The organism is Holdemanella porci, from assembly GCF_009696075.1.
GTDB classification, from domain to species: domain Bacteria; phylum Bacillota_I; class Bacilli_A; order Erysipelotrichales; family Erysipelotrichaceae; genus Holdemanella; species Holdemanella porci.
In genome coordinates this window covers 1-21,275 of sequence record NZ_VUMR01000019.1, presented here as the reverse complement: position 1 = coordinate 21,275, position 21,275 = coordinate 1, and the positions used below count along the sequence as shown (strand labels likewise).

Here is a 21,275-nt window from a genome sequence, read left to right as displayed (position 1 = left end):
TGATTTGACTCACTTCTTTTCTTTTAGAATGTAGAATGTATTTTTTCCTTTTCCATGTTGACTGATTTGACCTTCTTCTTTCATTCTATTTAAAATGCGTCCACAAGTTGTTTGAGAAAGGTTAAAGGTATCTTGAACATCTTTACGGGTGAATTGGGCATGTGTTTTCGCAAACTCTAATATTTTGTTTTCAGGACAATCATATACAACGATATCTTCCTGAATTTTATTGTTTTTCTTTTGATAGTTTAGGTTTGGAAGAATGATTTTAAAGGCGTTTTCTGTTGTCACAAATTGAGGCTTGAATTCAGATTCTGAATACGAATCAATAATCTTTTGAATGCCAGTACCATAAGCTTCAATGAGTTCTAATCGGTAAAAGATATTTGCGAGTTTTGGGTTTCGACAAACAGAAATACCAAGCTGAATGTCTTCTAAAGTGATTCCTTTTAATAAGCCTCCGATTGAAGTGAATTCAATACGATCTGTATATATACGAATGAAGGAACTTGCGCTATATGAATATTCACGATGAACAATTAGATTCAATAAAGCTTCTCTAATGGCTACTTCTGGATAATCTCTTTTATCGATTCTTTTCAATCCTGAAAAACTAGAATGTTTTTGATTTCTAAAATCGATATAAGAATATACTTCGTGCATTTGTTTGAATAATGAACCGGTAAATTCATTTCGATCTTGAAATATATTTTGCGTTTCGCCATCAAAAACTGCAACTTTAATTGTGTGCTTACATTGATCCGATAAAAGTAGTCCTAAATTCGTGTATATACCATCTTGATTTTGAATGCCAAAGTTCTTTTCTTTAAATGGGATGTTTGATTCATCGAATTCAGTCTTAGCAGAAAGAAAAGTTAAGTCTTGTTCTAAAGAACGCATTTGTTCAAAATCTTCTTGAAAAAACATAAATAAAGCTCCTTTCTACCCATATACTAACCAATCTAACCATTCTTGTCAATAAGAAAAGAAGTGATGTTACTCACTTCTTAATGTTAGTCTAGATTGTATAATTTCTTGTATTTCTTAATTAAATAATCTGTGTAGTAATCAGGATTAAATGGTTCACCACTTACTTCTTCTACGATTTCAGCCATCGATTTACTTGCAGCATAATGGTGTACATTGTCTTTTAACCAGTCTGTAATCTTTTCAAAATGATTTGTTAGTAGGGCTTCTTCTACATCAAATTGTTTTTCCATTGTTGCATACAATTGTGCAGCATACGCACTACCCAATGCGTATGTTGGGAAGTATCCTAAATAGCCTGTAGACCAGTGCATGTCTTGTAAGACACCTTCTTTATAGTTTGTAGGACGAACACCTAAATATTCTTCGTATTTATCGGCCCATAGTTCTGGAAGCTTATCATAGTCTATGTTGCCTTTCGCAATTTCTTTTTCGATTTCATAACGAACCATAATGTGTAATGGGTATGTCAATTCATCCGCTTCTGTACGAATCAAAGCACATTCAGTTTTATTGATCATGCTGACTAACTCGTCAACAGACACATCTTTAAATTCTGGGAATAAATTTACTAATTGATTATAGTTTGCTTGCCAGAATGCATGACTTCTACCAACGTGGTTTTCTAAGAAACGAGATTGCGATTCGTGCGCAGCCGAACCAACAGCTTGTGTTAGCATGGTTCCTTCAAAGGCAGGATCCATTTGTAGTCCATAAAGAGCGTGTCCATATTCGTGTACAGTTGAAAGGATAGCACTTAAGAATTGATCTGGATAATAGTGTGTTGTGATACGAGTGTCGTTGCTTGAGAAGAAATCTGTGAATGGGTGTTCTGTCGTTGAAAGGTATACTTTCCCAAAATCTACTTTCATGAAGTCACAAATAACATCCATAAATTTTTCTTGACGATCCACTGCATAAGTTTCATGAAGTAAGTCATCATTGATTTGTGGTTTGTTTTGAATTTCATGAATTAGTGGAACTAATTTCTCTTTCACATTATTAAAGAATGCATCATATTTTTCTTGTGTCATTCCTTTTTCATAACGGTCTAACAATACATCATACGCATTGTTTCCATTAAATTTAGGGTCATATTCTAAAAGGTGTAAAGTCTCTTTCATGATTGCTTGTAAATGAGGTTTGAAATGCTCATAATTATCTGCTTCTTTAGCTTCATGCCAAGCAAGTTCACTATCGGCTTTGACTTTGACATAGTTCGCATATACATCACTCGGAATGTTTTCAGATTGTGCTAAGGCTTCAAGACGATAGTCGACTTCTTTCTTTTCCAAACTTCCTTCTGGCAATGTTTTTGCATATTCCTTGATCTTTTGAATGGTTTCTGGATCATTTTCAATGATGAATGCTTGTTTAGATAGTCTAGACAACATTTCATTTGAATAAGGAATTCCTTTCTTTGGTGCAATTGTCATTTGTTCAAAATAAATGGTTGAGAATGCCAATGAGAAGGCATCTAATGTTCTTTCATATTCTTGATAGAATGGTTCAAATTTTAACATGGTTAAATCCTCCTGCTTGTATTGTAACACAAAGAAAAGAATAGTCATTATATAATGAAAGCGAATTTTCAAAATGGTGATATAATACAGAAAAAAGGAGTAAAGAGTATGGATGCAATTTTTAATCGTACGAGTATAAGAAAATATAAACAAGAATCATTAAAGAAAGAAGAGATCGATTTAATTTTAAAGGCTGCATTTAGTGCACCTAGTGCTAGAAATAGTCAGCCTTGGCAGTTTATTGTCGTTGAGAATAAAGATACATTAAAGGATTTAAGTCAAATGACACCCTATGCACCCTTTCTAAAAAATGCAGCTATGGGAATGGTTGTTTGTGCGGATAAAAATAAGAATGATAGTTTGGATTATTGTCAACAAGACTTGGCAGCGGCTACAGAGAATATGTTGGTTGAAGCGAAAAGTTTGGGTATTGGTTCATGCTGGCTGGGTGTGTATCCGAATGAAGAGCGTTATTTGGCTTTAAACCAATATTTTAAATTGCCAAAAGGAATTGTTCCAATGTGGATGATTTCATTTGGATATATAGATCAAGAAGAGGTTGTAAAAGATAAATTTGATGGTTCGAAGGTGCATTATGAAAAGTATTAATATTGTAGAGTGTAAGAATGAGGATGATTTAAAAGAAGTAGCTATTCTTGCCGAAAAGATTTGGCATGAATTCTTTCCTGGAATCATTTCAGAAGCACAAATTGATTATATGGTAAAACAGTTTCAGAGCTTTGATGCCATGCAAGACCAAGTAAAACATCAGCAGTATCATTATCATAAGGTATATGAAGGTGATAAGTTAGTTGGATATATTGGTTTGCAGAATCAGCCAGATCGTTTATTCTTGTCTAAACTGTATTTAAAGGATTCAGCTAGAGGAAAGCACTATGCGACTGAAATGTTTGAGTATGTAAAGAAACAGGCAGAAAAGTATTGTTACCCATCTATTTATTTGACTTGCAACAAATATAATAAACATAGTCTAGCTGTATATGAGAAGTTTGGTTTTCAATGGATTGATTCTGTACAGACAGATATAGGGAATGGGTTCATCATGGATGATTACATCTTAGAATATCGATTAGGGACATTTTAATAAGTGTCCTTTTTCTAGTTCGAAAACAATTCCTTCATAATAGGCTACCAAACTCATCTAAGTATTTAATCGATATAAATAGTGTCAATAATTCTTTAAGAATCATGCATACCTAATTTACCTTAGATGAATTTGGTAACCTATCATGATTTTTTTCCTTTTGAGACATCTGATATAAGTGGGTGATTTATTTTGTATTTATAAAACAATTTTTTAAAAATTTACCGGATTTAATAATGTTTTCACATTGGATCTTTATAATAAAAATTGGCTACTGGATGTGGTTGGTGGTTGCCTCTTGTTAAGGAGATTTAAAGCCTTGAATCTTGAGTTCCAGGCAAGTAGATCCTTCTATTTTTTTGCAGGAGGAAAGCTTATGTATATATCTACATATTGATGTTGCTATGTGCTTATTTGCCATAGTAGAAATACTAAAAGTAACATTGATTATTATAGAAAAATGCAAAAAGCACTAATCACCACTAGCAATGGAAATAGATTAGTGCTTCAGCATTAACTATATTTCAGAGCAGCCACTGCTTTTCCAGTAGCTTTTCTCTATTTGTATTATACCGATAAAGGAATGGTTATGCAAATTTATTGGATTATTATGGTTTAGATGCAAAACATATCAAAGAATTTGTTGAATCACTAAAATAAGATGGAGTTTGACTTCATCTTTCTTTTTTTTGAAAAACATCTAGGAATATGGTATTGTCAAAGGGTGATTAAAGAGGGATGTTGAATATGGATATGAAGAAGATACAGGAGTTACCAACTCCAGAAGATTTGAAAAAGGAATTTCCTTTACCTTATAAGGTGCAAAAAATTAAGAAACAAAGAGATCAGGAAATTGAAGATATTTTTACTGGAAAAGATGATCGTTTAATTTTAATTATTGGTCCTTGTAGTGCGGATCGCGAAGATGCAGTTTTAGACTATATGAATCGTTTGGCTGTTTTACAGGAAAAAGTAAAAGATAAGATTTTTATGATTCCACGTGTCTATACAAATAAACCACGTACAAAGGGTGTTGGATATAAGGGGATGTTGCATCAGCCAGATCCTCACTCCAAAGAGGATATGTTGAAGGGAATCATTGCGATTCGTAAACTGCATACAGATGTTGTAACACAAACTGGTTTTACTTGTGCAGAAGAGATGTTGTATCCAGAAAATCATGCATATTTATCGGATTTATTGGGATATGTAGCCATCGGTGCAAGAAGTGTGGAGAATCAACAACATCGTATTGTGGCTAGTGGTGTAGGAATTCCTGCAGGAATGAAGAATCCGACAGGTGGAGATCTTACAGTCATGATGAATTCTATTGTGGCAGCGCAAGCCGATCAAAGATTTGTATACCGTGGCTGGGAAGTACAGACAGATGGGAATCCACTAGCTCATGCAATATTAAGAGGATATGTGGATAAGTTCAATCATGCACATGCGAATTATCACTATGAAGATTTAATGGAGTTGATTCATTTATATGAAAAGTCAGATTTAAAGAATCCGGCTTGTATTGTAGATTGTAATCACTCGAATTCAAATAAACAATATTTAGAACAGATTCGTATTGCCAAGGATGTTATGCATTCTAGAAGTAAATCGGAAGATATCAAAAAGCTGGTGAAGGGCTTGATGATTGAGAGTTATTTAGAGGATGGAAGTCAGCCAACAGATGGTAATGTGTATGGAAAGTCGATCACGGATCCTTGTCTTGGTTGGAATAAGACAGAACAATTGATTTTAGATTTGTATGACTTATGCGATTAGGAAGCGTTGAGCTTCCTTTTTTTGGTTAGATTTCGATTTTAAAATATTAAATAGTCATTTATAATTGAAGTATCAATATGAGGAGGTCATACTATGAATCAACTTCTTCAAGAGAAAAGAGATGCGGAACAATTTTTAAGATTGATTGCACCTAAGTATATGGGTGTCTATATTTTAAATCGAAGTACGGATCGTTTTCGTGATGTTTTAGCTCCAGAAGCATTTCGTGCTTATGCCAAAGTCTCAGAAGGTTCATATTCAGATGCGATGCGATTGTATCGAGATGAATATGTATCTTGTGATTATCGTGAAGTGATTGATCAAGTCTTAGACTATGATTACGTATATAATGTTTTGGCTTCAGGAAATCAAGTGGATGTTTCATATCGAAAAAAAGATGGAACGTTAATTCGGTTAAAAATCAGTCGATATTCAGATAGTGATGAAAATCTTTCTGTATGGGTTTATACAAACGAAGACAGTGAAGATGCGTTATACGGTGAGTTAGGTGAGGCTCGTTATCGTATTCAGTTTGATGATAATGAAAAACCAGTAGAATTTATAGGTAGTGAAAGTCTGTCTAAAATGCTTTATGGACTCACAAATGAGGCGCGAATTCCATTTGTGAGATTGTGGGAGCATATGCATCCACAAGATGTGGATGGGGTAAGAGAGGAATTGAAAGAGATACATATTCTTAAAGATTCTGAGGCAACCTATGAAGCGGAATTTCGACTTCAAAACAAAGAACAACAGTATCGTTGGTATCGTGCCATTGGAAAGCCTGTTTTAAATGAAAAAGGAAAGATAGTAAGTGTTTATGGATTCCTTATCGATATTCACAAACATAAAGAAAAAAACCTTCTTCAACAGCGTTTTATTTCTGGTTTGAGTCATGAATATGTCACGGTATGGGTAATCAATCATGATTTAACGGTTGAATTGTATCAACAAACAAAAAAAGGGGATCATATTGCTCAAGAAGCAATTGAGGAGTTTGCCAAAGAAAATAATTATAAAAAGGGAATGGAGAAATATGCTTCAGAATATGTTTGTGAAGAAGATCGAGAAGATTTTTTAAGAAATGTGAATTATCGTGTCGTTCGTGAACGAATCAAGACAGAAAAAGTATATCCGGTTTTTTTTCAAAGAAAATTTAATGGAAAAATAGATTATTTCCAGGCTTGTTTTGCGCAGATATCGGAGGATACAGATGATTTTGTATTAGGCTTTAAATTGGTGAATGACATTGTTGAGCATGAAAAAGAAAGAAATGATCGATTGGAAGAAGAAAAACAAATTCTAGAAAGTCTAAGCTCTGACTTTACGGCTATTTATTATTTGGAAGTTAACAGTGGTAAATTTGAACCTGTTCATATTCAGAATGAAACCAATGCGAGTGAATTAATAAAAAGTTATTCAGGGTATAAAGATTTTTATGAATATGCTTATCAATATGCGATGCGTTATATTCCTAAAGATGAGCAGCCTGAGTTTTTATGGTGGTTTTCCCGTGATAATTTAAAATCTTTGTTGAAAACACAAGTGAGTCTTACGCAGAATTATCGTTGTTATCCAAATGCGCAGAATCATCAATATTTTGAAACGAAAGTTGTTAAGGTGAGTGAAGATGAAGAGGCGTGTCACGTATTACTCGGGTTCCGTTATATTGATGATATTATCAAAAAAGAAAAAGCGACGCAGAAAAGGTTACAGAATGCTTTAGAGGAAATAAAGAGGAGTAATGAAACGATTTCTGCAATTGCGAAAAGTTATAGTTCAATTTATAAAGTTGATTTTGAAACAGATACATATGAAAGAATTACTGGAAGTGACGTTATTCCTAAAACGGGGTGTGCATCTGAAAAAATGTTTGATGTATGTGAACAGGATGTTGCACCGGAATATCGAAATATCATTCATCAATTTACGAATATAGAAACATTAACTTCACGACTTGAAAAAGAAAAAGATGTTTTAGCGGAATATCGAATGGCGGATGGCAACTGGCATAAATTGCGTATTATTGTTTCCAAAAGAAATGCGAACGGAAAAGCGATTCAAGCCATTGCGACAATTCGTATTATTAGTGAAACAAAGCGTAAAGAATTAAATTTATTCTTTGAAGCAGAACAGGCAAAGCGTGAGGCAAAAATAAAAACTCGATTCTTACAGAGTATGTCTCATGATATGCGTACGCCATTAAATGGTATTGCGGGTATGCTTCATATTGCAGATCAAAATCCAAAGGATTTAGAGTTACAAAAAACTACTCGAAATAAGATTCATCAGTCTTTAAATTATTTGATTTCTTTAGTCAATGATGTTTTGGATATGAATGATTTAGAAAGTGATCATTTCACAGAGGAAGAAGTTGATTTTGATATTACTAAATTAGTAGGAAACATGAATATTGATGCACAACAATTGGCACAAGAAAAGAACATTCAATATGTTTTGGATTGGTATGAAGGGCAATTGAGTCATTCAAGTTTTAGGGGATTTCCAATATATCTTTCACGAATATTATCGATAGTTGTACAAAATGCCGTTAAATTTACACCAGAAAATGGAGAAATTCATGTATGGATGAATGAGAAATGTTTAGATGATTCGACATCGCTTTTAGAATTTAGATGTAAAGATAATGGAATCGGAATGAGTCAAGATTTTATTCAACATGCCTTTGATTTATTTGCGCAAGAAGATAGTTCTAGTAGATCCACATATCAAGGCACAGGTCTAAGTTTGTCTATTGCCAAAAAGCTTGTGGAGTATATGCATGGAAATATTCAATTGGAAAGTGAAAAAGGAGTAGGGACAACTGTCTATATTCAGATTCCTTTTAAGTTAGGAAGATCAATTGAAAACAAAAATAATAGGAATCAACAAATATCGTTAGAAGGTTTATATGTGCTTGTGGCAGAAGATAACGACTTGAATATGGAAATCGTTGAATATATGTTAGAACGTAATGGTATTCAGGTTGTATGTGCAAAAGATGGTCAAGAAGTTATAGATTTATTTGAAAAGAGTGAAGTAAACGAATTTGATTTTATTCTTATGGATATCATGATGCCAAAATTAAATGGTTTAGATGCGACAAGAAAGATTCGTGCTTTAAAACGATTGGATGCAAAGACAATTCCAATCATTGCGATGAGTGCGAATGCATTTGTAGAAGACATAATGAATAGTAAATTAGCAGGTATGAATATGCATTTGGCTAAGCCTTTGGATGAAATAAAGCTGATTGAAGCTTTAAAACAATGTAAAAAGGATGAAGATTTTAAATGATCTTCATCCTTTGTCTTAGTATTCTTCTTTTGTAGAAATTTCAGCGGGCTTATTTAAGATATACATGAACTCTTCACCCGTAATTGTTTCTCTTTCATATAAGAATTTGGCAAGTTCATGTAACTTCATTTTGTTGTCTTCTAGAATTTGATAAGCCTCATCATGTGCTTTTTTAATTAATGCGATGGTTGCCTCATCAATCTTAGTTGCTGTTTCATTTGAACAAGCTAAAGATGTATCGCCACCCAAATATTGGTTGTTTACTGTTTCTAAAGCTGTCATACCAAATTCATCCGACATTCCTAATCGTGTAATCATGGCTCTGGCTAGTTTCGTGGCTTGTTCAATATCGTTGCTCGCACCACTTGTGATCGAATTAAAAATTAATTCTTCAGCACAACGACCACCTGTATACACCATAATTTTTTGGAAAGCTTCTTCTTTTGATAATAAGTTTTGTTCGTTTTCTTCTACTTGCATAGTGTATCCCAAAGCACCTTTTGTACGAGGAATAATTGTGATTTTATGAACGGGAGCCGTATTTTTGCATTTGGCAGCGACTAGAGCATGACCAATTTCATGATAAGAAACAATCATTCGTTCTCGATTTGAAATCACAGCCCCTTTCTTTTGTTCACCCGCAATAACGATTTCAATGGCTTCTTCTAAGTCTTTTTGAACCACTGTTTTACGATGGTCACGAACCGCTAATAAAGCTCCTTCATTAATGATGTTGGCAAGTTCGGCACCACTGGCACCTGCACTAGCTCTAGCGATAACGTTAAAGTCAATGTTGTTAGAGCATTTGATATCTTTGGCATGTAATTTAAGAATGGCTTCACGACCGGCAAGATCAGGAAGTTCAACAGGAATTCTTCTGTCAAACCGACCAGGACGCGTTAAAGCAGGATCTAGTGAATCAGGACGGTTTGTGGCGGCAAGCAATACGACGCCTTTGGATCCATCAAATCCATCCATTTCGGCAAGTAACTGATTCAATGTTTGTTCACGCTCATCATTACCATTCATGCCTGCGCCATCACGTTTTTTACCAATGGTATCAATTTCATCGATGAATACAATACAAGGAGCTTTTTCACGAGCTTGTTTGAATAGGTCACGTACTTTGGCAGCTCCTCTACCGACAAACATTTCTACGAATTCACTACCTGAAATCGAGAAGAAGGGAACGCCAGCCTCACCAGCTACGGCTTTGGCAAGTAATGTTTTACCAGTTCCTGGAGGACCTACTAACAAGGCTCCTTTTGGCATTTTGGCACCAATCTCTTTATATTTAGCTGGATTGTTTAAGAAGTCCACAATTTCCTGTAGATTTTCCTTCGCTTCTTCTTGTCCAGCTACATCCTTGAATGTTTTTCCCGTTTGTTCACCAATATAGACTTTGGCATTGCTCTTTCCTAGATTGCCTAGACCAAAACCAGAGCCTTGTGAAAATGACATTTGATCATCTCCGCCCATTTTCTTTTGCATACGCTTAAACATCCATGATCCAAATGCCCAGAAAATGATTAGTGGTAAGAAAAAGGAAATTAGACTCGATAGAATAGGATTCATTTGTTCTTGATAGACTTGTCCAAACTTAGCTCCAGATTTATCCAATCGATTGACTAAATCTGAATCATTCATAACACCTGTTTTATAGGTCTTGTCTGTTGAGTCTTTCTTTAAAGTGTAAAAAATATTGTGATTTTCGATTTGAACGGTATCAATCTTCTTTTCTTCAATCTTATTTAAGAAATCGGAGTAATTGGTTGTTTCAAGTTTTGATTGTTGAAACATAGGGAATACGATAAAGTTTAAAGCCATAATGACAATCAATATAATCGTATAATATCGATATAGAGGCTTTTTTTGTTTATTCATGAGTGTTCCTCCTTATGAAATTTATTACATTATACACCTTATTAGCACTTTCGCAAGTAGAGTGCTACACATTCCATAATTCCACATAATTTAAAAGAAAATGCTATAATAGAAATGTTTAGGGAGGATATATATTATGAAGGTAGTAACTTTTGGAGAAATCATGCTTCGTTTAAAAACACCTGAAAACTTGCGTATTATGCAAAGCGATGGTTTCGAGGCTAGTTATGGTGGTGCAGAGGCCAATGTAGCTGTAAGTTTAGCTATGTATGAAGATAAATGTGCTTTTGTATCTAAAGTACCAAACAATCCAGTGGGAATGTCAGCATTAAGTGAAGTTCGTCATTATGGTGTAAATACAGAGTATATGCTTCGTGGAGGCGATCGTTTAGGAATTTATTTCTTTGAAAAGGGAAGTGATATTCGTAATACAAACGTTGTATATGATCGTGCATTTAGTGCTTTTTCACTATCTCAGCCAAGCGAATATCATTGGGAAAATATCTTAGAGCCAGGTGATGTTTTCTATTTTTCAGGTGTAACTCCAGCTGTATCTAAATATGTTGAGGATACATTAAGAAGTGCTTTGAAATATTGTAAGGAAAATGATATTCAAGTGATTTGTGATTTAAACTATCGTGGAAAAATGTGGTCTAAAGAACAAGCGCAAGTTGTCATGCGCGATTTAATGCAGTATGTAGATGCATGTATTGCCAATGATGAAGATTTTGAAGCAACACTAGGCATCCAAGCCTTTGATGGAGACTTATCTATGGGTATTGATCAGATTGATACTTATAAAGAGGGTATGTTAGAAATTACTCGTCAATTTCCAAATGTGAAGAGTGTGACTAGTGTCTTAAGAAATATGCATACTGTAGAAGAAGGAGATTGGATGGGCATCTATTATGTAGATGGAAAGTTCTACCAAAGTCCAATTCATAGAGTACATAGCTTAGAAGCTGTGGGAGCAGGAGATGCCTATGGTGCTGCATTTGTGCATGGACTAATCAATGGATTTGATCCACAGAAAACAGTCGATTTCGCAATCAGTGCGAGTGTATTAAAGCTTATGATTCAACATGATTTTAATGTGGTAACAGAAGAAGATGTATTTAAAATCATGAATTCTAAGAGCACAAACTTATCTAGATAAAGAGTATTAAAAAGAACGTAACTTCTTTTTGTTAAAGATTACGCTCTTTTTTTTGACTATTTCTAAATTCTGTTGGTGTACAATGATAATATCTTTTGAATAGTTGAGTGTAATAACTAGGCGTTTCAAAACCACATTCATAACCAATTTGATCGATATTTTTAGTTGGATTATCTACTAATAATTCAGCACTTTTAATGATTCTATAACGAATTAAGTATTGTATAGGAGAAATTTGAAGTGTTTTTTTGAAGCATCGAAGACATTCTCTTTGGCTGATATTTACGGTATCACTGATTTGTCGCACATCTAGAGGAGATGCATAATTTGTTTTAATAAAAGAAATCATAGTACGAATTCGCTGTGTATTTGTATTTAACGTTGATGGAATGGAATCAAATTTTTTTTCAAATTGTGTGTAAAGATCTAATAAAATTTGACTCAAATTATCTCGTACAATAAATTCGTAGGCAAAAGATTCATCTTTGATAGAATAAAAAGCATCTTTAAATAATTCGACGTATTTGTCGTGATATATATAGCAATCAAAAGTTTTACAATTCATCAAAGGAACAATGTATTTTTTTGCGAATGAAGAATTAGAAGTTCCGGTAATTAATTTTGAGTTAAAAACAAAAGATTGAAGAATTGCGTCGTTGCTACAAATAATATAATGCATCACATTTGTGTTTAAGATGGCTATAGCATCTTGTTCAATGACGTATGTTTTAGAGGGGATTCTTAAATTTAAAGTTCCTTTGGCACAATAAATAATTTCAAATTCTTCATGCCAATGTAAATCTACAATGTGATTTTGGTTATTAGCTGTATTAATTTCATAAGCGGCACAAGGAAATTCATTCGTACCATGTGCTTCTAATTGCATAGATTCATTATTGGTTCGTAAACCCGAACGTTGTAAACTCATAATTCAAACTCCTTTTGACGTTTTTCTTATAATATATGTCGTTATTATAATTGAATACAGATAATATATTCGTTATTCTTATATTGAAGATATGATCAATAGCACAAATAAAACAAGAAAAATATCTTCAAGATGAATCAGTCCATCATATATTGGTGGACTGATTTTAATATAAAATATAGAAATCTTTTTCGTAATAATCAACAGGAAGATCTTTTTCACTGATAAAGTCAATTTGAATACGATCGATATTTTGAAGATCTGTAATTACTTTATCAATATCTTTCTCACTTCCTTGTAATTCGGCAGTTACTGTGCCATCATCATTGTTCTGTGCAAATCCAGTGATTCCTAAAGGTTTTGCACGCTTTTGGATTTCAAAACGAAACCCTATATTTTGAACTGTTCCTTCAAAATAATATCTTTTTCGGATAGTTCCAGAAGGGAGTTCTCTTTTTGATTTCTCCTTTTTCTTAAATAAATTAAACATAATATTTATCCTATCTTCACTCTGTTTATAATTTCTTTTCCTTCACAATGATTTTTAATATTTGTAGCACTAATTTGTACAATACGATTCAATGTTTCTTCTAAGTGATAACCACCTGTTACATGTGGTGTGATAATTAAATTGTTTATGTTCCACAAATTTGATTCCTTGGGTAATGGTTCAGGATCTGTTACATCAATGTAGGCACCTGAGAATATGTTTTCTTTTAGTGCTTTTTCTAGTACACATGAATCAATTAAAGTTCCTCTTCCTACATTTACAAAAATGGGTTGTTTCTTAACATAATTTAGTGCTTTTTCATCTAATAAATGATATGTAGATTTTGAACCAGGAAGACTTGAAACAATGATATCTGCCTTTTCTAATTCATCATATAGTGAATCCATTGTACATAATTTATCTATATATTCTGGTTTATCTTTAACATTCCTTTTGATTCCTGTAATATGTGCACCCATCGTATAGGCTCTTTTAGAAAATTCTTTTCCAATATCACCTAAACCTAATACAAGAATATTTGATCCATAAATAGATTTAACACTTCCTTCATCTTTCCATTCATGGTTGGATTGATTCTTGATGTAGCTAGGAATATGTTTCATCAAAGTTAAAATACCAGCTAGAATACATTCTGATATCGCAACTCCATAAGCTCCTGATGCATTGGCAAGTGCTACATTCTTAGGGAAATCTGGATTGTCGGCATATCCATTGGTACCGGCACTGTTAAGTTGTACAAACTCTAAGTCTGGAATATTTTTAAGAATATCAACTGGAATATTTCCAATGATGACATTTGCATCTTTAACTTGTTCAAGAGTTGGTTTGATTAAACCTAAATGGATGAATTCACAATTCGATGATGAACTTTCCAATATTTTTTTGTGTTCTGTTTTTAAAGGGATAAATGTATATATTTTTTTCATAAGTAAGCCTCCTATATAATATTTAAATTTTTAAAGGCATTATAAATACCATCTTGTAAGATGTCATCTGTTACATAATCAGCTTGTTTTTTTACTTCGTCAACACTATTACCCATAGCGATAGAATAACCAGATTTTTCAAACATTGGTAGATCATTATAATTGTCTCCAACAGAAATAATATTTTCTTTGGAAACATCAAAATATTTTGCGATAATATCAATTCCATTTGCCTTTGTGATATGTTTACGTGTGATTTCACCGCTCATTTTTCCATAAGGTGGATATGTTGATGGAATTACATCATATTTTTGATTAAATTGTTTTACTATTACTTCAATAGGAATAGGAGAGTTTAAAAAAGCAATTTTATTAATGGGGCATTTTTCTAGTTCTTTAGTACTGACAACATGAATTTGTTGAATGACCAAAGCTAAACTGTGTTTAGCTTTTTCTTCTGGAGACAGATTGTAACATAATTTGTCTAGATTGCCATTTAAGTAATCCACTACGTTTTGCGTAGAGAACAAACCATGACTGTTTTCAACAATAAATGGAATTTGATTTTCAAAGAAATATTTTTTTAATTGAAAACTCTCTTTATGAACAAAATTACTGTCATGAATGATTTTATCATCAACAATAACAGTAGAGCCGCTACCACAAATACAAGCATCAAAATTGATTTTTTTTAAATCTCCAATGATTTCAACAACTTGTCTTCCAGTACCTAAGCAAATCTTATGTCCATTCTTTTGTGCTAATTCGCAAGCTAAAATTGTGCTTTCAGGAATATGTCCATCACTATGTAGTAGTGTTCCATCTGCATCTAAAAATATTAATTTCATATGTGTTACTCCTTGATAATATATAGTGTAAGAAGAAATAAGGTGAGTTTCAATAGTTAGGAAAATCTTGAAATTTTTTCCAAAATTTGGAACAATTCTCTATTTTTATAAATCGATACAACACACGTCATACGTGTTGAAAGCGATTGCAACCAATGTTATTATTCACTTGTCTTAAATGTGCACAATTTAAAAGACTTAATTTGGAGAGGAGAAAAACAAATATGATGCAAAAAATCCAAAAATTCGGTGGCGCAATGTTTACACCCGTATTACTATTTGCGTTCTCTGGAATTATGGTTGGACTTACCACTGTATTAACTAGTGAAGTAATTGTGGGATCAATTGCAGAAGCTACTACTACATGGTACAAAGTATGGTGGACAGTAAAGGAAGGAGCTTGGACTATCTTTAGACAGATTCCATTACTTTTCGTTGTTAGTTTACCTATTGGTTTGGCAAAAAAACAGCAAGCTCGTGCTTGTATGGAGGCATTGCTACTATATTTAACTTTTAACTATTTTATCGCTGCTATTTTAGCAAACTGGGGAACTGCTTTTGGAGTTGATTATTCCATAGAAGCAGGTAATGGAACAGGTTTAGCATTAGTTGCTAGTATTAAAACATTAGATACTAACATGGTTGGTGCTTTAGTTGTTGCTGGTATTGTTGTATATTTACATAACAAGTATTTTGATACTAAACTTCCAGAATGGCTAGGTGTTTTCAAAGGTTCTTGTTTTGTTTGTGCTATTGGATTCTTTGTAATGTTAGCATTGGCAGTTGTATTCTGCTGTGTATGGCCAATTATTCAAACAGGTATGAAATCACTTCAAGGATTCTTCATGGCATCTGGAGCTTTAGGTGTTTGGGTATTTACATTCTGTGAACGTATTTTGATTCCTACTGGTTTACACCACTTTGTTTACATGCCATTTGCATATGAATCAATTGCAGTTGATGGTGGAATTAAAGCTGCTTGGGCATTAAACTTATCTGAATATGCAGCATCTAGCAAATCATTAGCTACATTATTCCCAGCTGGACGTTTCGCTTTATATGGACACTCAAAAATCTTTGCTGCTCCAGGTATCTCATTAGCATTCTATGCTACTGCAAAGAAAAACAAGAAAAAAGAAGTTATGGGATTAATGCTTCCTGTTGCTTTAACAGCTGTACTTTGTGGTATCACTGAACCAATTGAATTTACATTCTTATTTGCTGCACCATTCTTATGGCCAATTCACGCAGTACTAGCTGCTACATTAGCTACAATTGAATACTTTGTTGTTGGTATTTCTGGTGAATTCTCTTCTGGTTTAATTAACTGGTTAGCATTAGACTGGATTCCTATGGCTAAAAACCACATGGGACAAATTCTTGCTCAAATCGCTGTTGGTTTGATCTTTACAGCTCTTTGGTTCTTCATCTTCTTTTTCTGCATCAAGAAATTCGATTTGAAAACACCAGGACGTGAAGATGATGAAGAAGAAGCTAAGTTGATGTCTAAGAAAGATTACAAGGCTGCTAAAGCTGCTGAAGAGGATACAAGCAATGATCCTACTGGAAGCATCGAAGTTGAAGGTGGAGATGCTGCTAAAGCTAAAAAATTCTTGGAATTAGTTGGTGGTAAAGACAACGTTGAAGATGTAACTAACTGTGCAACTCGTTTACGTTTAACATTGAAAGATGATAGTTTATTAGCTGATATGAGTGCATTCAAAAAAGCAGGTGCTCATGGTTTAGTACACAAAGGAAAAGCTGTCCAAATTATTGTTGGATTAAGTGTTCCTAGTGTTCGTGAAGAATTTGAAAATTTACTTGATTAATTAAAAAGTGGAAAGGTGATTGTATGAAAAGAAATAAAAAGATTAGCACGGCTATGCGTAATAAAATGAATAAAGTAAATAATATTATGTTATTTGGTGTGGTTGTGTGTTGTGCTTCACCTTTCCTATACTTTGCATATCTATATATGAAATTGCAAGGTGGAGACATTTATGGATATATCCAAACAGATGCTTATACATTGATTAATATGATTGCAGCATTTATCAATCCTTTTGCAGGACTTATGATTGATAATATGCGAAAAAAAGCCAATGAATTTCAAAATCCTTCGGTTGTTTATCGTAATTTATTCATATTATTGATTGGTGAAATTTGCATGTTGAATACATTCTATATTTTCTTGTTAGTATTCATTCTATACAAATTACACGATGCATATAATGAGCCATTTAATTGTGCTTGGAAATCATTAAGTTTCAAGAAATTTGTGGAAGGGACTTCCGGTAGTTTCGTAGTATTGGCAGGATATTTATTCGTTGATGTGTTATTAGCAAGAATTATGTTCTTTGCGTAAAGTAAGATAATTAAAAGCTTATAGATTCCTATAAGCTTATTTTTTTAGGGAGACAGTTATGGATTTAAAAATAATTGTAGAACAGCTTACGGTTTTATTCTTTTTAATGGCTATTGGCTTTTTGATTAATAAACTAGGCATATTAAATAAAGAATACAATAAATGCATATCTAAACTATTATTGACGATTGGTATACCAGGTTTGTTGATTAGTTCTGTGGCAAACGGAAATCCTTTCGAAAATAATTATGATATTTTTAATGTACTTTATGTATGTACGATTATTCATATATTTGTGATTATATTAGCTTTAGTTGTCACAAAATTATTTCGTTTTGGAAATACAGCAAGCGTGTACCGTTTTATGTATGTATTTCCTAATGCTGGGTTTATAGGCTTTTTAGTTATTAATGCGATTTTTGGGCCGGAAGCCCTTATTTATGCAACAGTGTTTCAACTACCAAGTAATATATTATGTTATACATATGGTATTTATTTGATGAGTGGAATGGGATTTAATAAAAATGAAGCATTGAAAAGTATTTTAAATCCATGTATTGTTGCTGCATTGATTGCGTGCTCACTATGCATATTAGACATACATTTACCAAGTTTAATTATTGAGTCTGGCTCTTATTTAGGTAGCATAACAACTCCTTTAGGAATGGTGATTATTGGAAGTAGTTTAGCCTCATGTGAAATTGATGTACGTAAAATAGATGTTCGTCTTTATATAAATATTTTAATTAAAATGTTTTTGCTTCCTATCTTATGCTATTTGTTTTTATCACTCATTTGCAATGATGCAATATTGATAGCTGTATTAACAATCACATTTGGATTACCAGCTGCTACAAATACAGTTGTGTTTGCGAATTTATACAATAAAGATATTGAACTAGCAAGCGAAGGCGTATTTATTACAACGGTAATGTGTTTATTTAGTATACCTATTATCTGTTCATTATTGTTAATTTAAGAAAGAGGGGAAAACCATGGAATTAAATGTATTTGTGGCGTGTGATTCTTATAAAGGATCATTAACTTCTGTACAGGCAAATGAATGCATAAAAAAAGGTGTAATGACAGTATTTAAATCCGCAAATGTTGAATGTTTTCCTGTTGCGGATGGTGGTGAAGGAACTGTAGATGCTTATACATATAATTATGGGCATAAAATAACTGTAGATTGTGAAGGTAAAACGGTAGAAATTGGAGTAAATGAAAAAGAGGATACTTGCATTATTGAAATGGCAAGTGTAAATGGAATCATGGATGATTCTGACAAGGATATATTAGGAAGAAATACTTATAAAACAGGGTTATTGATAAAAAAGGCATTAGAACTCGACTTTAAAAATATAATGATTGGTATTGGCGGCAGTGGTACAAATGATTGCGGGATAGGAATCGCAGCTGCATTAGGCTATAGATTTTTAGATGCACAAGGAAACGAAGTGTTACCTTATATTAATAATGCATTTAAAATGAAAACAATAGATGCAACAAATGTTGATTCTAAAATCAAAGATGCTAACTTTATTGTTCTATCAGATGTTAAAAACCCCTTATTAGGGCAGAATAGTTGTGCACATATGTATGGAAAACAAAAAGGTGCTAATGCAGAAGAAATTGAATTGTTAGAAAAACTGGATATACAATTTTTTGAATTATGCAAATCAAATGGATATGTGCTAAATGATTTTGAGGGTGCAGGAGCAGCAGGTGGACTTGGCTTTGGACTTGTAACTTTTTTAGATGCAAAAATTTGTTCAGGCATGGATTATATGCTTTCAAAAATTGAAAAAGAAGAAGAAATGAATGATTTTGATTTAATTATTACAGGCGAAGGGAAAATAGATGAACAAAGTCAATATGGAAAAGTCATTGAGGGTATGCAAAAATTGGGTGCTAAATACGATATCCCAGTACTTTCTATTGGTGGAAGTGTTGTTTTGGAAAATACAGAAAATTTATTATATGGTTCATGTGTTCAAAAATGTTGTGATTTAAAGGAAGCTATGGATCATGCACAATCCAATTTAATAAATGCAACCATTCAATGTTTGAATCTTATTGGTTGTGGTATGGAAATAATGAAGAGGTACTAAATGAAATATACAGAGGACATCTTTCCTCGTAGTACGATTCAAAGAAATGGAATGAAGACATTGCAAGCGCATATTGATGAAAATTCTTGTATGACAATTTGTGATGTTGTGTATAGGGAAGTTGAAAATTATACATTGCATCTACACATAATTTTACCTACACAAGATAAGGATAAAACAAGAAAATTTCCAACAATTGTATTTGTGCAAGGCTCGGCCTGACATAAACAAACATTAGGGAAAGAACTGGTGCAATTGGGAAGAATCGCAAAACTTGGCTATGTCGTTGCGATAGTAGAATATCGTCCTAGTGATGTTGCATTATTTCCAGCACAAATTATAGATGCAAAATATGCTGTCCAATATATGGTTGAGCACAAGGATGAATATTGTGTTGACCCGAATAACTTGATTTTGTGGGGAACATCATCAGGAGCTCATACGGCTTTGATGACAGCATTCACAAAAGGGCTTGATCAATTAAAAAACTCAAGAATTAAAAGAATTTGAATTCAAATGTATAATCGACTATTTTGGACCTACAGATGTCTATGAAATGCGTTTTCAACCATCTTTAGGTGAACATTATACAAAAGACTGTCCAGAAGGATTATTGTTTGGACAGGTTGTCACAAGAGAAAATAGTCTGGATACAGTAGTGATGAAATATGTTGAAAAAGATAAAATGATTCCTCCTGTTTTGATTCTGCATGGAGATATGGATAAAAGTATTCCATTTCATCAAAGTGTATTATTATATGATAAATTGATGAAATGTAAAAAAGATGTACAGATTTATAAAATTCTAGATACAGGACATAGTGGTGCTGAATTTTGGAATAAAGAAGTACTTGACATTGTAAATAAATTTATGTCATCTTACCTGCTAAATGAAAGGGCTTAGAGCTTTTTTTGTTTTTAAATAAATTATGGTAAAATAAGACATAGGCAGATCAGGGGATGTAATTTATGACAATTGATGAATTAGTTAATAAATACTATGAAAATCTAAATGATAGTGATTTATATATTTGGAATTATATTTCAAAAAATAAATCTAAAACATGTAATTATACAATTGAAGAATTGGCTAAATGTTGTAATGTTTCTAAAACAAGCATTATTCGTTTCGCCAAAAAATTATCCTTATCAGGTTTCAGTGAATTAAAAGTGTATTTAAAACTCGAAAAGGATAAACCTGCTTTTGAAACAAAAGAAGAAGATTACTTGAATCAATTATGTTTAAATTATTCAGAATCAGCACAATCTTTGAAAAATGCAAATATGGATAGTGCTTTTGAATATATTTATAATGCTAAAAGAGTTTTTATATTTGGATCAGGATCCATACAGTTAAATGCGGCAAAAGAAATTTATCGACTATTCTTTAATGGTGGAGAATACTTTCATTATTTTGATAGTAAATATGATATTGAAGATGTTATGTATAATTTAACAGAGAGTGATGTAATGATGATTATTTCTTTGAATGGAGAATCGGATACGGTTATCGATTTAGCTAAGAAGTTGAAGCTAAAAAATATACCAACAATTTCTGTGACACAATTTAAAATTAATACGTTAGCAACATTAAGTACAGAATCTTTGTATTTTTCATCCCATTCATATCAATTGCCAGGAAATGGACGCACAGTAGGATTACTTAGTTCATTGTTTATATTTACCGAAATATTTTATATAAAATATCAAATTTATAAGAATAAAAAAGGTAATCCGCAATTAGATAGGGTCGACTAAAAGTTGGCTTCAAAAATTGTAGGGCCGAAAACCCTATGTGTGTTTAAAGGATTATTAACTAGGGAGCAGAGATTTCAATATCTCTGCTCTTTTATAA

At 32.8% G+C, this 21,275-nt stretch carries 20 protein-coding genes; 13 read left to right on the top strand and 7 right to left on the bottom strand.

What is annotated here, in order from left to right; translation table 11 throughout:
- Nucleotides 1-9: 9 nt before the first annotated feature.
- Both FYJ55_RS04955 and FYJ55_RS04950 read right to left on the bottom strand, forming a co-directional pair.
- A complete protein-coding gene (locus tag FYJ55_RS04955) occupies nt 10-927 on the bottom strand; it encodes an ATP-binding protein (protein ID WP_154555902.1) in 918 nt (305 codons plus the stop codon).
- 86 nt (nt 928-1,013) lie between these two features.
- A complete protein-coding gene (locus FYJ55_RS04950; RefSeq protein ID WP_154555901.1) occupies nt 1,014-2,510 on the bottom strand; it encodes a carboxypeptidase M32 in 1,497 nt (498 codons plus the stop codon).
- A gap of 108 nt (nt 2,511-2,618) precedes the next feature.
- On the opposite strand from FYJ55_RS04950, the gene FYJ55_RS04945 reads away from it, so the two are divergent.
- From FYJ55_RS04945 to FYJ55_RS04930, 4 genes are all read left to right on the top strand, one after another.
- The gene (locus tag FYJ55_RS04945; protein WP_154555900.1) at nt 2,619-3,119 is read left to right on the top strand and encodes a nitroreductase family protein; all 501 of its coding nucleotides are present in this window, start codon (nt 2,619-2,621) and stop codon (nt 3,117-3,119) included.
- A complete protein-coding gene (locus FYJ55_RS04940) occupies nt 3,106-3,615 on the top strand; it encodes a GNAT family N-acetyltransferase (protein ID WP_154555899.1) in 510 nt (169 codons plus the stop codon). The genes FYJ55_RS04945 and FYJ55_RS04940 overlap by 14 nt, the downstream gene beginning before the upstream one ends.
- Before the next feature lie 747 nt (nt 3,616-4,362).
- Nucleotides 4,363-5,394 carry a 3-deoxy-7-phosphoheptulonate synthase gene (locus tag FYJ55_RS04935; RefSeq protein ID WP_195836667.1) on the top strand — a complete coding sequence of 344 codons (1,032 nt, stop codon included), beginning with the start codon at nt 4,363-4,365 and terminating at the stop codon, nt 5,392-5,394.
- Between the two features lie 93 nt (nt 5,395-5,487).
- Nucleotides 5,488-8,691, top strand: a complete 3,204-nt coding sequence (locus FYJ55_RS04930) for a PAS domain-containing hybrid sensor histidine kinase/response regulator (protein WP_154555898.1) — start codon at nt 5,488-5,490, stop codon at nt 8,689-8,691.
- Between the two features lie 15 nt (nt 8,692-8,706).
- Here the strand turns inward: FYJ55_RS04930 and ftsH are convergent, their stop codons facing one another.
- The gene (gene ftsH, locus FYJ55_RS04925) at nt 8,707-10,575 is read right to left on the bottom strand and encodes an ATP-dependent zinc metalloprotease FtsH (RefSeq protein WP_154555897.1); all 1,869 of its coding nucleotides are present in this window, start codon (nt 10,573-10,575) and stop codon (nt 8,707-8,709) included.
- A 136-nt stretch (nt 10,576-10,711) separates the two neighbouring features.
- Between ftsH and FYJ55_RS04920 the strand changes: the two genes are divergently transcribed.
- A complete protein-coding gene (locus FYJ55_RS04920) occupies nt 10,712-11,731 on the top strand; it encodes a sugar kinase (RefSeq protein ID WP_154555896.1) in 1,020 nt (339 codons plus the stop codon).
- 31 nt (nt 11,732-11,762) lie between these two features.
- Here the strand turns inward: FYJ55_RS04920 and FYJ55_RS04915 are convergent, their stop codons facing one another.
- The 4 genes from FYJ55_RS04915 to FYJ55_RS04900 form a co-directional block, all read right to left on the bottom strand.
- Nucleotides 11,763-12,659 (bottom strand): AraC family transcriptional regulator, encoded by an 897-nt coding sequence (locus FYJ55_RS04915; RefSeq protein ID WP_154555895.1) that lies wholly within the window; start codon nt 12,657-12,659, stop codon nt 11,763-11,765.
- A 166-nt stretch (nt 12,660-12,825) separates the two neighbouring features.
- Nucleotides 12,826-13,149: an acylphosphatase gene (locus FYJ55_RS04910; protein WP_117573175.1), complete on the bottom strand. Its 324-nt coding sequence runs from the start codon at nt 13,147-13,149 to the stop codon at nt 12,826-12,828.
- Nucleotides 13,150-13,154: 5 nt separating this feature from the next.
- A complete protein-coding gene (locus FYJ55_RS04905; RefSeq protein ID WP_154555894.1) occupies nt 13,155-14,096 on the bottom strand; it encodes a D-2-hydroxyacid dehydrogenase in 942 nt (313 codons plus the stop codon).
- Between the two features lie 11 nt (nt 14,097-14,107).
- Nucleotides 14,108-14,944 carry an HAD family hydrolase gene (locus FYJ55_RS04900; RefSeq protein WP_154555893.1) on the bottom strand — a complete coding sequence of 279 codons (837 nt, stop codon included), beginning with the start codon at nt 14,942-14,944 and terminating at the stop codon, nt 14,108-14,110.
- A gap of 224 nt (nt 14,945-15,168) precedes the next feature.
- On the opposite strand from FYJ55_RS04900, the gene FYJ55_RS04895 reads away from it, so the two are divergent.
- From FYJ55_RS04895 to FYJ55_RS04860, 8 genes are all read left to right on the top strand, one after another.
- On the top strand, nt 15,169-16,773 hold the full coding sequence (locus FYJ55_RS04895; RefSeq protein ID WP_154555892.1) for an alpha-glucoside-specific PTS transporter subunit IIBC: 1,605 nt from the start codon (nt 15,169-15,171) through the stop codon (nt 16,771-16,773).
- Between the two features lie 23 nt (nt 16,774-16,796).
- Nucleotides 16,797-17,309, top strand: a complete 513-nt coding sequence (locus tag FYJ55_RS04890) for a hypothetical protein (RefSeq protein WP_154555891.1) — start codon at nt 16,797-16,799, stop codon at nt 17,307-17,309.
- Nucleotides 17,310-17,367: 58 nt separating this feature from the next.
- On the top strand, nt 17,368-18,288 hold the full coding sequence (locus FYJ55_RS04885; protein WP_154555890.1) for an AEC family transporter: 921 nt from the start codon (nt 17,368-17,370) through the stop codon (nt 18,286-18,288).
- 16 nt (nt 18,289-18,304) lie between these two features.
- On the top strand, nt 18,305-19,420 hold the full coding sequence (locus tag FYJ55_RS04880) for a glycerate kinase family protein (RefSeq protein ID WP_154555889.1): 1,116 nt from the start codon (nt 18,305-18,307) through the stop codon (nt 19,418-19,420).
- The gene (locus FYJ55_RS04875; protein WP_154555888.1) at nt 19,421-19,642 is read left to right on the top strand and encodes a hypothetical protein; all 222 of its coding nucleotides are present in this window, start codon (nt 19,421-19,423) and stop codon (nt 19,640-19,642) included.
- A 27-nt stretch (nt 19,643-19,669) separates the two neighbouring features.
- The gene (locus tag FYJ55_RS04870) at nt 19,670-19,930 is read left to right on the top strand and encodes an alpha/beta hydrolase fold domain-containing protein (RefSeq protein ID WP_195836666.1); all 261 of its coding nucleotides are present in this window, start codon (nt 19,670-19,672) and stop codon (nt 19,928-19,930) included.
- Nucleotides 19,931-19,940: 10 nt separating this feature from the next.
- Complete coding sequence (locus FYJ55_RS04865) at nt 19,941-20,324, top strand: prolyl oligopeptidase family serine peptidase (protein ID WP_326831842.1); 384 nt, start codon at nt 19,941-19,943, stop codon at nt 20,322-20,324.
- Nucleotides 20,325-20,389: 65 nt separating this feature from the next.
- Nucleotides 20,390-21,178, top strand: a complete 789-nt coding sequence (locus FYJ55_RS04860; protein ID WP_154555885.1) for a MurR/RpiR family transcriptional regulator — start codon at nt 20,390-20,392, stop codon at nt 21,176-21,178.
- Nucleotides 21,179-21,275: the final 97 nt, after the last annotated feature.